Below are 14290 nucleotides of genomic sequence, written 5' to 3'. Positions count from 1 at the left end.
ACTCCTCTTCGTAGAGTCCGTGCGGACGGTGGTGGCGTCAGGCGCCCCATTCGGCTTCGAGCTCGTCCAGCTCCTCCTGGCTGAGCTGGACGAGGGGGTGGTCCGACGGCGTCGAGCCGCCGCTGCCGGGGCGGAGGGCGTGCGTGGCGATCGCGTCCAGCACGTTGACCCAGAGCTCGGCCAGTGCCCGCACCCGCTCCTCGTCGAAGAGCCCGTCCGGCCACACCCAGGTGGTGCTGAGCCTCGGGCCGTCCGCGCCGTCGTAGGTCGCCGCGCTGACTGCGAGCGCGTACGCCACCGGCTGGTCCGGGTCGGTCGCCGCGACGTAGGGCCCGCCGGCCACGCCGGTCCAGCCGGTCGCCTCCGGTCCGCCGTCGCCGCCGGTGCGCAACCGGCCGAGGTAGTTGAACGCGACCGGCGGTGGCGGTGCGGCCGCGAGCCGGGCCGAGGTCTCCGGGTTGAGGTACCGCAGGAGCCCGTAGCCGATGCCCTTGTCGGGGAACGCGCGCAGTTGCTCCTTGACCCGCTTGAGGGCTTCGCCGAGGTCGGGACCGGCCGTCTCGACCGCGTCCGGCGCCAGTGCTCCAGGGTCGATCCGCACGGGGTGCAGCGAGGTGAACCAGCCGACGGTGCGGCTCACGTCGAGCTCCGGGTCCACCGCCTCCCGGCCGTGTCCCTCCACCGCGACGACCACCGAGGTCTCGTCGCCGGCGTCGGGAACCATTCCGTTCCGCCATCGGGCGACCGCGATTCCCAGCGCGGTGAGCAGGACGTCGTCGATCCGGGCGTGGTAGGCCGCGGGCACACCGGTCAGCAGGTCCGCGGTGAGGTCGCCGGGCACCGGCACCGTCACCGACCGCACGCCGCCCGCCCGGTGGCGGGCCGGGTCGAGCGGATAGGCCACGGCGAGGGGGTCGGGTCGTTGCGTCACCCCGCTCCACAGCTCCAGCTCGGCGAGCCGCTCGGGGCGGTGGGCGTGCTCGGTGAGGGTCTGCGCCCAGCGGCGGAAGGAGGTGGCGACCGGTTCCAGCCGCACCGGCCGGTCGGCGGCAACGGCCTCCCAGGCCGCCGCCAGGTCCGGCCCGAGAATGCGCCAGGAGACCCCGTCGACCACCAGGTGGTGCATGACGAGCAACAGCCGGCCGGGCCGATCCGGGCCCGGGTCGAACCAGACGAACTGCGCCATCACCCCCGCGTCGGGATCGAGGCGGCACCGGGCGCGCTCGCCCTCGGCGGCCACCAGGTTGCGGAAGACCGAGCCTTCGACAGCTTGGACGGTGACGCGGCGCACCCAGTCGTCCACCCGCACCGCGCCGACCGGCGGCACAGCCAGGCGCCAGGCCGAACCGTCGCGCAGCAGCCGGGCGCGGAGCAGGTCGTGGTGATCCGCCAGCGCCTGCACCGCCACCGTCAGCCGCTGCAGCCCGAGCCCAGGGGGCACCGCCAGGAGAACGGACTGGTTGAACCCGGCGATCGGTCCACCGAGTTCGCGCAGCCAACCCATCACCGGTGTCTCGGGCACCTCGCCGACACCGTCGGCCGCGGCCGGACCGGTCCCCGCGGGGTTCTCGTCGACACGCGCGACCCGGGCGAGGTCGGCGACGGTCTGGTGCCGGAACACGTCCCGTGGGGTGATCACGATGCCGGCGGCGCGGGCCCGGCTCACCAGTTGGATGGCGACGATACTGTCGCCGCCGATGGCGAAGAAATTGTCGCTCGGCCACACCGTTGGCCGTTGCAGCAGCGTTGCGACGATGGCAATCAGCACCTCTTCGGTCTGAGTCTGTGGCTTGCGGCCCTCGGCGGTCGGCATCACCGTGGGGGCCGGCAGCGCCGCCCGGTCGGCCTTGCCGTTGGTGTTGAGCGGGATCCGGGGTACCGCGATCAGTACCGCCGGAACCATGTAGTCCGGCAGCGCCTCGGCGATTCGGTCGCGGATGACGGCGACGTCGGGCATCGTCGTGGCCCCGGCTCCGCGGGCCGGCGCCACGTAGCCCACCAGCGCCCGCTCACCCGGCCGGTCCTCGCGGACCAGCACGGCGGACTGCCCGACGCCCGGGCAGGCGGCGAGGGCCGCCTCCACCTCGCCCAGCTCGATCCGGAACCCGCGCACCTTCACCTGGTCGTCGGTGCGGCCGAGGAACTCCAGCTCGCCGTCGGACCGTTGCCGCACGGTGTCGCCGGTGCGGTACATCCTGGCGCCGACGGCACCTTCGATGGCGAAGGGGTCGGCGACGAAGCGTTCAGCGGTCAGCCCGGCGCGGCCCAGGTAGCCACGGGCGAGCCCCTCACCGGCCACGTAGAGCTCACCGGGCGTACCGGGCAGCGCGGGCGCGAGCCGGTCGTCCAGCACGTACAGCCGGGTGTTGTCCATCGCGCGGCCGATCGGCACCGGACGCTCGGCGGTCAGCGGCCGGGTCAGCTCGTGGTGCACGACGGCGAGCGTGGTTTCGGTCGGACCGTAACTGTTGGTCAGCCGCAGACCGGGGTGGGCGGCGAGCACGCGCGAGGCGATGGCCGGCGCCATCGCGTCACCGCCGACGTAGACATCGCGCACGCCGGCCAGCGCATCGGTGTGCTCGGTCGCGAGCAGACGGAACAGGCCTTCGGCCATGAGCAGCCGGGTGACGCCGTGCCGCACGATCGTGTCCGCCAGCGCCGCCAGGTCCATGCCGTCGCCGTCGGCCACGACGACCCGGCCGCCGGTGAGCAGCGGTCCCCACAGCTCGTAGGTCGAGGCGTCGAAGGCGTACGGCGAGTGCATGAGGACACGGTCGTCGGGTCCGTGCCGCCACCACCCGTCCGCGACCAGGTCGACAACGCTGCGGTGGGTGACCGCGACGCCCTTCGGGGTGCCGGTGGAACCTGAGGTGTAAAGCACGTAGGCGAGCTGCCCGGGCCGGACCTCGACCGGCAGTCCGTTGTGGGCGTCCGGACCGGACTCGTCGGCCAGCAGCGTCCGCGGGTGCAGCGGCGGCTCGTCGACCAGGTGTTCACGGTCGGTGATGAGCGCCACCGCACCGGTCTCGGCGATCATGCGGCGCAGCCGCGCGGACGGGTTCCGGGGGTCCAGCGGCAGGTAGCTCCCGCCGGCCTTCAACACGCCCAGTACGGCCACGGGGTACTGCCACGAACGGCTCATCAGCACCGCCACCCGGGCCTCGGGGGGCACTCCGCGTGCGGCCAGCGCGGCGGCCAGCCGGTCGGAGCGGCGGTCGAGTTCGGCGTAGGTGAGCGTCGTGTCGCCGTGTACGAGGGCGATCCGGTCGGGCTCACGGGCGGCCTGGGCGCGGAACAGCGAGGGCAGGGTGCCGTCGGGCACCGGCCGGGTGGCGCCGCTGCCGCTGACCAGCAACTCGTCCCGCCCCTCGGCGCCCAGCAGGTCGATGGCGCTGATGCGGGTCTCGGGCTGGGCCACGACGGCATCGAGCAGCCGGGCCAGCCGGGCCGCGACGGTCTCGACGGTCGCGCGGTCGAACAGGTCGGTGGCGTACTCCACGAGGCCGTGGACGCCGGCCGGGTTCGACTCGGCGTCACGCTGCTCGGTGAGGCTGAAGGACAGGTCGAACTTGGCGGTGGCGGCCTCGACGTGGATCGGTTCGATCTCGAACCCGTCGAGGTCGAAGCTGACGGGTGTGGCGCTGTGCAGGATCAGCATGACCTGGAAGAGCGGATGCCGCGCCAGGGACCGCACCGGGTTGAGCACCTCCACCAGACGCTCGAACGGCAGATCCTGATACCCGTACGCCGCCAGGTCGGCCTCCCGCACCCGGCCCAGCAACTCCCGGAACGACGGATCCCCACTCGTGTCCGTCCGCAACACCACCGTGTTGACGAAGAACCCCACCAACTCGTCGAGCGCGTCGTCGGACCGGCCCGCCACCGGCGTACCGATCGGCACGTCCGACCCCGCACCCAACCGGGTCAGCAACGCCGCCAGCGCCGCCTGCACCACCATGAACACACTCGTCCCCGTCGACCGCGCCAGGGCCAGGAGGCCGTGGTGGACCTGCGGGGAGAGGGCGAACGGCACCGAGTCACCGCGGTGGGTCGGTACGGCCGGCGGTACCCGGTCGGTCGGCAGAGACAGCTCCTGGGGTGCTCCGGCGAGCGCGATCGTCCAGTAGGCCAACTGCTGCGCGAGCGGGCTTTCCGGGTCGTCCTCGTCGCCCAGCCACCGGTGCTGCCACAGTGCGTAGTCGGCGTACTGGACCGGCAGCGGCGCCCAGGTCGGCACGCCACCGGCCCGCCGGGCCCCGTACGCGTGCGCCAGGTCGCGGCCGAACGGCCCGAGGGACCAGCCGTCGCCCGCCACGTGGTGCACGACCACGACGAGCACGTGTTCCCGCGGGCCGAGGGCGAGCAGCGTGGCACGCAGCGGGAGGTCGGTGGTCAGGTCGAAGCCACGGTTGACCAGCCCCGCGACGGTGGCGGCGAGTTCCTCGTCGGGGCAGTCGCGCACGGCCAGCTCGGTGGCGGCCGCGGCCGGCGACAGGACCACCTGCCGGGGAAGGCCGTCGACTTCCGGCAGGACGGTACGCAGGCTCTCGTGCCGGGCCACCACGTCGGCCAGCGCCGCGGTCAGGGCGAGCCGGTCCAGGGCTCCGGTGAGGCGCAGCACCAGCGGGATGTTGTACGTCGCGTTCGGCCCTTCGAGCCGGTTGAGGAACCACAGCCGGCGCTGCGCGTAGGACAGCGGCACGACCTCGGGCCGTTCGGCGGCCGTCACGGCGGGACGGGTGCGGCCACCGGCGGCCTTGAGCCGTTCGGCGAGCGCGACCACCGTCGGCGCGTCGAAGATCGCCCGGATCGACAGCTCCGCCCGGAACACCGAGCGGATCCGGCTGAGCAGTCGCATCGCCAGCAACGAGTGCCCGCCGAGGTCGAAGAAGTTCTCGTCGATGCCGACGTCGGCGACGTCGAGCAGCTCGGCGAAGATCCCGCACAGGATCTCCTCCTGCGGGCTGCGCGGCCGGCGCCGGTGGGCCCGGCCGGTGGCGACCGGCGCGGGTAGCGCCCGGCGGTCCAGCTTGCCGTTGGCGGTCAGCGGCAGTGCGTCGACCGGCACGACGACGGCCGGCACGAGGTACTCGGGCAGCCGTTCGGCCAGGTGCGCGCGCAGCTGCTCGGGATCGGCCGCCGTCACGGCGTAGCCGACGAGCCGCTTCTCCCCCGCCTGGTCCTCGCGCACGACCACCGCGGCGGCCGACACCGCCGGATGCGCGGTGAGCACGGCGGACACCTCACCGGGTTCGATCCGGAACCCGCGCACCTTGACCTGGTCGTCGGTGCGGCCCAGGTATTCAACGGTCCCGTCGGCACCGCGTCGTACCAGGTCGCCCGTGCGGTACATCCGTTCGCCGGGCGTGAACGGGTCGGGAACGAAGCGTTCGGCGGTCAGGCCGGGTCGCCGCAGGTAGCCGCGGGCGAGGCCGGTCCCGCCGAGGTACAGCTCACCGGCGACGCCGTCGGGCACCGGGTTGAGGAACGCGTCGAGGACGTAGGCGTCGGTGTTGGTCATCGGGCGGCCGATCGGCACCGGTCCCGGCCCGGGCGTGACGCCGGGCGGGATGTGATGGTCCAGGCAGCCGATGGTCGCCTCGGTCGGTCCGTAGTGGTTCACGACGGTGACGTCCGGGTGCCGTTCCCGCCACTGTCGCAGCAGCTCACCGGTGAGCGCCTCGCCGCCGAGCATCAGCGTCGCGGTGGGCGAGCAGGCCTCCGGCAGGGTGGCCAGCAGCGGCAGGTGGCTCGGGGTGGCCTTGAGGAACGTGTACCGGCCGGTCGGCGGCACGGCGGTGTCGTCCAGGTCGGCCACGTGCAGGCAGCCGCCGGCCAGCAGCGAGCCGTAGAGCGTCGTGGCGACCAGGTCGAAGGCGATCGGTGAGTGCAGCAGGGTCACGCCGTCGATTCCCGGGTACGAACCGGCGGCGCGCCTGGCGTAGTCCACGACGGAGCGATGCTCCACCACGACGCCCTTGGGTCGTCCGGTCGAGCCGGAGGTGTAGATGACGTACGCGGCGTGCCGGTCGCCGGGCGGCCCGGCCGGCCAGGGCGCGTCGCCGCCGTCGGCGTCGTCACCACCGAGGACCAGCGTGGGGAGGTCGGCTGCCCATCGGTCGGCCACCTCGCCGGTGGTGAGCAACAGGCACGGCGCCGCCTCGGTGAGCACGGCCGCCGCCCGTCCGGCCGGCAGCGCGGCGTCCAGCGGCAGGTACGCCGCGCCGCTGCGCAGCACCGCGAGCACCGCCACGACCTGCTCGGCCGAGCGGGGCACCGCCATCGCCACGACGCGCTCCGGTCCGGCTCCCCGCGCCACGAGGGCATGGGCCAGCCGCCCGGCCCGCTCGTCCAGCGCCGCGTACGTCAGGCTCTCGGTGCCGCAGACCACGGCCGGGGCGTCCGGCGTGCGCGCCACCTGGGCGGCGAACAGGTCGACGAGAGTCTCACCGGTCACCGGCTGCCGCGGACCGGCCGCCGCTGCCAGCGCGGCGCGGCGTTCCTCGTCCGACAGCAACGGCGCCGAACCGATCCGGGTCGCCGGGTCGGCCACGAACGCGCGCAGGAGCCGCAGGTAGCGCTCCAGCAGCAGCTCGACGGTGGCCTCGTCGAACAGGTCGGCGGCATAGCTCGCCGCGCCGTCGACGCCGAGCGGGGTGCCGTCCGGCGCGGCCCGCTCCACGGCGGTCAGCAGCAGGTCGAACTTCGCCATCTCCGGATCGACCGGGTCGAGTTCGACGTCGAGACCGGCCAGCTCGAAGCTGGACCGCACCACGTTCTGGAGGATCAGCTTCACCTGCACCAGCGGGTGGCGCGACAGGGTCCGGGCCGGGTTGAGCATCTCCACGAGGCGCTCGAACGGCAGGTCCTGGTGCTCGTAGGCGGCCAGGTCGGTCTCGCGAACGCGGGCCAGCAACTCGGTGAAGGCCGGGTCGCCGCCGGTGTCGGTGCGCAGGACGAGGGTGTTGACGAAGAACCCGATCAGGTCGTCGAGGGCCTCGTCGGTGCGGCCGGCGACCGACCCGCCGATCGGCACGTCGGTGCCCGCGCCGAGCCGCGTGAACAGCGCGGCGAGCGCCGCGTGGAGCACCATGAAGACCGTCGTGCCGGTCGACCGGGCGAGCGCGGTGACGTCGGCGTGCAGCTGCGCGTCGAGGGCGAAGCGGAGCAGGCCCGCGCGCTCCGACGGCACCGCCGGCCGGGACCGGTCGACCGGCAGGGCCAACTCCTCGGGCAGGTCCGCGAGGGCCCGCGTCCAGTACGCCGTCTGCCGGGCGATCGGGCTGTCCGGGTCCTGCTCACTGCCGAGCCACTCGCGCTGCCAGAGCGCGTAGTCGGCGTACTGCGCCGGCAGCGGCGTCCACCGGGGCGCGAGGCCGGAGCGGCGCGCCGCGTACGCGATGGAGAGGTCCCGGGCCAGCGGCCCGGTGGACCAACCGTCCCCGGCGATGTGGTGCAGCACCAGGACGAGGACGTGCCGGTCGGTGCCGGTGGCCAGCAGCCAGGCCCGCACCGGCGGTTCGGCGGTGAGGTCGTAGCCCGCGCCCACCAGTTCCGCGACCTCGGCCGTGACCCGGTCCGGTGCGCAGTCGCGCACGGGCAGGTCCGGCACACCGGCGCCGGGCGACAGCACCGCCTGCCGGGGTGCCCCGTCGACCTCGGGGTAGAGCGTCCGCAGGCTCTCGTGGCGACCCACGAGGTCGGCGAGCGCCGCCCGCAGCGCGGCCCGGTCGAGGGCGCCGTCGATCCGGACCACGAACGGGATGTTGTACGTGGCCTTGGCTCCTTCGAGCCGGTTGAGGAACCACAGCCGGCGCTGCGCGTACGACAGCGGCACCACGTCGGGGCGGGGCCGGGCGGTCAGCGCGGGCCGGGCTCGGTCGCGGGTCGTCGCGGTCCGGCCGGCCAGGGCGGCGGCGGTCGGCGCGTCGAACAGCGCCCGCACGGGCAGCTCCACGCCCAGCACCTGCCGGAGCCGGCTCATCACGCGGGTGGCCAACAGGGAGTGCCCGCCCAACTCGAAGAAGCTGTCGTCGACGCCGACCCGGGAGATCCCGAGGACGTCGGCGAAGACTCCGGCGATGATCTCCTCCACCGGCCCGCGACCGGACCGCCCGCTGGTCCCGGCCACGACGGGCACCGGCAGTGCCGCCCGGTCGAGCTTGCCGTTGGCGGTCAGCGGCAACGCGTCGAGCGTGACGAACACGCTCGGGACCATGTGCTCCGGCAGTTCCCTGGACAGCTCTTTGCGAACCTGCCCGTAATCACCGGGACCGACCAGGTAACCGGCCAGGCGGTCGCGCCCGTCGGCGTCGCGGACCACCGTCACCACGGCGTCGGTGACCTCCGGCAGCGCGCGCAGGTGACTCTCCACCTCACCGAGCTCGACCCGCTGGCCGCGGATCTTGACCTGGAAGTCGTCGCGGCCGAGGAACTCCAGCGCGCCGTCGGCCCGGTAGCGGGCCCGGTCGCCGGTGCGGTAGAGCCGGCCGCCTGGTTGCGTGGCGAACGGGTCGGCGACGAACGTTCGCGCCGTGGTCGCCGGGTCGCCGAGGTATCCCCGGCCGACGCCGACGCCGCCGACGTAGAGGTCACCGGGGATCCCGGCGGGCAGGACGTCGAGGCTCGGTCCCAACACGTACAGCCGAGTGTTGCGAATCGCGGTGCCGATCGGCACCGAAGCGTGTCCGTCGAGCGACGCCGAGGTGAGCCGCGCGTGCGTCACGTCGTCGGCGCACTCGGTGGGACCGTACGCGTTGACCAGGTCGATGGCCGGGTACCGGGCGAACCACCGGTCGCAGAGGTCGTAGGCGAGCTCCTCGCCGGTCACCATGAGCGCGCGCAGCGCCGGCAGTGCCGGCGCCGGGTCGCCGTCGTCCCAGGCGTCCAGCGCGACCCGCAGTACGGAGGGCACGACCTCCAGCACCGTCACCGCCTCGTCCGCGGTGAGCCGGAACAACGCGACCGGGTCGGTGACGGTGTCCCGGTCCGGCACGCGTACCCGGCCGCCGACGACCAGCGGCGCGAGCATCTGCCAGATCGAGATGTCGAAGGTGAGCGGGGCGTTCTGGATCACGATGTCGTGCCCGGTCAGCCCAAGCTCCTCGACTTTCGCCTCCAGGTGGTTGGCCATGCCGGCCCGGTGCACCATCGCACCCTTCGGACGGCCCGTGGATCCGGAGGTGAACAGGACATAGGCGAGACCGAGATCGTGCCGGGGCACCGCGTTCGCGGGGCCGCCGGCGGTCCGACCGTCGAGGTTCAGCACCCGCACGTCGCATCCGGACAGTGCCACCACGCGCTCGGCGTACTCACTCAGCGCCGGGTCGGCGAGCACGGTTCCGGCGCCGGTGTCGGCGAGCAGGGCGGCGTTGCGGGCCTCGGGTGCGGCCGGGTCGAGCGGCACGTACGCAGCACCCGCGCCGAGAGCGCCGAGCAGTGCGGTGATCACGCCGGTGCCACGGGGCGCGAGGACCGCGACCCGCCCCTCCGCAGGGGTACCGGCAGCGAGCAGCTGTCCGGTCACCGCGTCGGCCCGGCCTACCAGGTCGCGGTAGGTCACCGGTCCCGCCGCGTCCTCCACCGCCACCGTGTCGGGACTGCTCCGCGCGTGCGCCCGCACCGCCTCGACGACGTCGGTGAGCTCGGCCGGGCGGCCGGTGTCGTTCCAGGTGTGCACCAGGCGCTCGTGCTCGGCCGGCGCCAGCAGCGACAGCGCGCCGATCGGGCGGTCCGGTGCGGACGCCGCGGCGACGAGCAGCCGCACCAGCCGGTCGGCGAGTGCCTCGGCCGCGGCGGGTTCGAACAGGTCGAGGCTGTACTCGACGCCGATCGTGATCCCGCCCTCGGGCAGCTCCCGCGCGTTCAGGGACAGGTCGTACTTGGCCACGCCGGCGTCGATCACCGACACCTCGGCGGTGAGGTCCGGCAGGTCCGGCGGTGCCGCCGAGGAGCTGTCCAGGGCGAGCATAACCCGGAACAGCGGGTGCCCACCGGCCACCCGGGCCGGGTTGAGCAGGCTGACGAGCGTCTCGAACGGCAGCCGCTGGTGCGCCAGGGCGTCCCGGCCGGTGTCACGGACCCGCCGGAGCAGCTCGCGGAACGTCGGGTTGCCCGCGGTGTCCGCTCGCAGCACCACGGTGTTGACGAAGAGCCCGACCAGACCGGCGACGGCGTCCTCCGTGCGCCCGGCGACCGGGATACCGAAGGGGATGTCGGTGCCGGAGCCGAGACGGGTCAGCAGCGCCGCGAGACCGGCCTGCAACACCATGAACTGCGTGGCGCCCTCGGCGCGGCCCAGAACGAGCAGGTCGCCGTGCGCCGCCGGATCCAAGCGGACCATCGCGGTGGCGGCGCGACCGGTGGGTTCGGCGGGCAGCGTGCGGGCACCGGGCAGGTCGATCTGTTCGGGCAGCCCGGCGAGGGCCTTGCGCCAGTAGCCGGCATCCCGGGCCGCGATGCTGGCCGGGTCGGCCACGTCGCCGAGGATCTCGTGTTGCCAGGCTGCGAAGTCGATGTAGCGCACCGGAAGCGGCGGCCACGACGGCAGCGTGCCGCTCACCCGCGCCTGGTAGGCGTACGCCAGATCGGTGACGAGGGGCCCGATCGACCCGGCGTCCGCGGCGATGTGGTGCAGCAGCACCAGCAGCACGTGGTCGTCGTCGGCGACCGTGAACAGGCGCGGTCGCAGCGGCGGCTCCGTCGCCAGGTCGAAGGGGTGGGCGGCGGCCTCGGCCAGGGTGGCGGTCAGCTCGCCGTCCGGCACGGTCACCGCCTCGGGCAGCGCGACCGCGGAGGCCGGCAGCACCCGCATCCGCGGCTCGCCGCCGTCGTCCGGGAAGACCGTCCGCAGCGGCTCGTGTCGCTCGGCCACGTCGGTGACCGCAGCGCGCAGGGCGGCGACGTCGAGCCGACCCCGCAACCGCACCAGCAGCGGAATGTTGTACGCGGCGCTCGGCCCGTCGAGCTGGTAGATGAACCACAGCCGCCGTTGCGCGGACGAGACGATGCCGGCACCGCGCAGCGCCGCGACCGGCTTTCGAGAGGGCTGGCCGTCCAGACGCGCGGCGAGTCGGCGTACGGTCGGCGCGTCGAACACCGCCTCGATGCCGACGTCGACGCCGAACTCCTCGCTGATCCGCCGGACGAGCTGCGCGGCGAGCAACGAGTGCCCGCCGAGCCGGAAGAAGTCGCTGTCGACGCCGACCTCGGGCACCTGCAGCACGTCGGCGAAAACCGCGCACAGGGCCGCCTCCCGTTCCGTGCCGGGGGTGGCCGCCGCCGAGGCCGGGCGGTCCGCGTACGGCGCAGGGAGGGACTTGCGATCGACCTTTCCGCTGGGCGTCAGCGGGAAGCTGTCCAGCTCCACGAGTACGGCCGGCACGAGGTGGGTGGGAAGTTCCTCGGCGAGCGCGGCGCGCAGCGCGTCGGTGTCCAGCGGGCGGCCGTCGGCCGCGCGCAGGTAGCCGACGAGACGGGGGCCGGCGCTGCCCGGCCGGAGCGCGACGGCGGCCTGCCCGACTCCGTCCAGCCGGCTGAGGGCCGCCTCGATCTCGCCGAGTTCGATCCGGTGGCCGCGCACCTTGACCTGGTCGTCGACCCGGCCGAGGAATTCCAGTGTCCCGTCGGGGCGCCACTGCGCCAGGTCGCCGGTGCGGTACATCCGGGCGCCGCCCGCGGAGGCGGCCTGTTCCGCCGCACCCGCGAACGGGTCGGCGACGAAGCGCTCCGCGGTCAGGCCGTGGCGGCCCAGGTAACCGCGGGCCAGGCCGATGCCGCTGACGTACAGCTCGCCGGGGACGCCGTCGGGCACCGGCCGCAGCCGGGCGTCCAGGACGTAGACCGCGGCGTTCCAGATCGGGGCACCGATGGGCGCGTCGGCGCTCATCGGCTCGCTCATCGTGGCGCAGACCGTGGTCTCGGTCGGGCCGTACCCGTTGACCATGCGTCGGCCGGGCGCCCAGTGGGCGGCCAGGTCCGGCGGGCACGCCTCCCCCGCCACCAGGATGGTGACGCGGCCGGGGACCTCGGTCGGGCGCATCACGGTCAGCGCCGACGGCGGCAGGATGACGTGCGTGATGCCGCCGTCGGCGAGCAGGGACGTCAACGGTGCACCCGGCCGCAGCCGCTCCTGCGGTGCCAGGACGAACGTCGCCCCGGCCAGCAGGCCCATGCACATCTCGGGTACGACGGCGTCGAAGCTCGGCGAAGCGAACTGGAGCACCCGGTCGCCCGGCGTGACGACCAGCCGCTCGACGAACGCGCCGGCCAGGCTGGCCAGCCCGGCGTGCGAGACGACCACACCCTTGGGCAGGCCGGTCGAGCCGGATGTGTAGATGACGTATGCCGGGTGCGCGACGCCGGGCGGCGTGGGTGCCGGTGCGCCGGGAGCGGCGGCGAGCAGGCCGTCGGTGAGCGCCACGTGCGGCACGCCGACACGGTCGGCCAGCTCGCCCACCGGACCGGTGGTGGCCGCGGCGGTGATGACCGCGGCGGGTTTCGCGTCACGGAACAGGTACTGGATCCGCGGCGCCGGGTACTGCGGGTCGATCGGCAGGTAGGCGGCGCCGGCCTTCATCACGCCGAGGACCGCGACGACGAACTCCGCCGACCGGGGCGTGACGACGGCGACGACGTCCTCGGCACCGATGCCCTTGGCGGCCAGCAGTCCGGCGAGACGGTCGGTCCGCTCGGCCAGTTGCCGATAGGTCAGCCGCGTGCCCTCGTACTCGACCGCGGGCCGGTCACCGAACCTGTCCACCGCGTCGGCGAAGAGCTCAGGGAACGTCCGCGGTGGCGCGGGGCGGCGGGTGCGGTTACGACTCACCAGGATCTCGTGCCGCTCGGCGTCGTCGAGCAGCGGCACGTCACCGACGGCCGTGCCGTGCTGCTCCGGGTCGGCGACGGCGGCGGCGAACCGCTCCAGGAAACCGATCAGTTGCCGGTGCCGGACCACCAGCGTCGCCTCGTCGTACAGCGCCGGGTTGGCGTCGCACTCGACCTCGATCGGGCGTCCGTCGTCGCGGTCGTAGACGGTGACGACCAGGTCCTCGATGAGCCGCCGGGACATGTTGTACGCCGTGCTGGTGGCCGCGCCGAAGCGCAGGTCCGGCCCGAGGGGGATGACGTTGACCATCGGCCCGAAGTACCGGTGGTACCCGGTCGGCAGCGCCAACTCGCGGCGCAGTTCCTCACCACGGAAGCGCTGACGCTCGACCACCTCGCGGATGCGGATCCGGGCCTGCGCGACGAGGTCCGCCACCCCCGTCGACGGAGTGATCTCCAGTCGTAGCGGCAGCACGTTGGCGAGCATGCCCGGCGTCGTACGGCCGGCGCCGCCACGCCGCACGGCCACCGGAAACCCCAGCACCACGCTACGGGCGCCGGTCAGCCGGTGCAGATAGGCGCCGATGGCCGCGATCACGATGCGGGCCGCGCCGACACCCGCCGTCTCCGCCGCCCGGTCCAGAGCGGCCTGCCCCGGCGGGGAGAGCCGGTCGCGGTGCCGCACGAACTCCGCCGAGCGGTGCAGCTTGCGCGAGGTCAGCGCCAGCGGCGGCGGTGTGTCGGCGAGTTGCTCCAACCAGAACCTGCGATCGGCCAGGTATGCCTCGGAGCCTTCGTACTCCCGCTGTTCACGGTGCAGGTCGAGCACCGAGCCGAACGGCGACGGCGGCACCGGCCGCCCCTCGGCGAGCGCGGTGTAGACCTCCGCGACCCGTCGTTCGAGCAGTGCGCCACCGGCACCGTCGATGAGGATGTGGTGGTAGGCGTGGTACCAGAACCACCGGTCAGGCGCGACGGCGAACAGCGCCTGGGTGAACAGCGGCCCGCGGGTGAGGTCGACCGGCCGGGTCAGGTCGGCCCGCATCCATTCCTCGGCCGCCGCGCGCGGATCAGGGGCGTTGCTCACGTCGACCCGGTGCAGTGTCCACTGCGGACATCCGTCCACCGATTGTCTCGGCCCGTCGGTGGTCTCGGCGAAGCGCACGTGCAGCGCGTCCGCCTCGCCCACCACGGTACGCAGCGCCCGCTCGAAGACCTCGGGATCCACGGCGCCGTGCATCTCCAGGTACTCGCTGGCTCGGTAGATTGCGCTTTCCGGCTCCAGTCGTTGGGCGAACCAGATCCCGGACTGGGCCGAGGACAGCGGAAGGCTGGTCGCCGGCCGGCTGGCTGCCGCCGAATCCTCCATACGAAGCACTAATCTACCCCCGTAAATCTTCGAACCGTGGGTAATTGCCTTGCGGCAGGCATGCAGGGCACCCAGCCCCACGACCTGCGAAGGTCG

The 14290-nt window shown here is 73.8% G+C and carries 1 protein-coding gene; it reads right to left on the bottom strand.

Going from position 1 to position 14290, the window contains the following annotated elements; all coding sequences use genetic code 11:
- Positions 1-37 precede the first annotated feature (37 nt).
- Entirely contained in the window at positions 38-14194 is a 14157-nt protein-coding gene (locus tag ACGF5C_RS05535; RefSeq protein WP_393296945.1) for an amino acid adenylation domain-containing protein, read from the bottom strand.
- Positions 14195-14290: the final 96 nt, after the last annotated feature.

The organism is Micromonospora sp. NPDC047620 (assembly GCF_043205005.1).
In the GTDB taxonomy this organism is placed as follows: Bacteria; Actinomycetota; Actinomycetes; order Mycobacteriales; family Micromonosporaceae; genus Micromonospora.
This window is presented reverse-complemented; position numbering and strand designations above follow the sequence as displayed.

Bases quoted from the DNA above. Each gene is read 5' to 3' on its own strand.
- ACGF5C_RS05535 (WP_393296945.1), bottom strand. From the start codon at position 14,194: ATGGAGGATTCGGCGGCAGCCAGCCGGCCGGCGACCAGCCTTCCGCTG.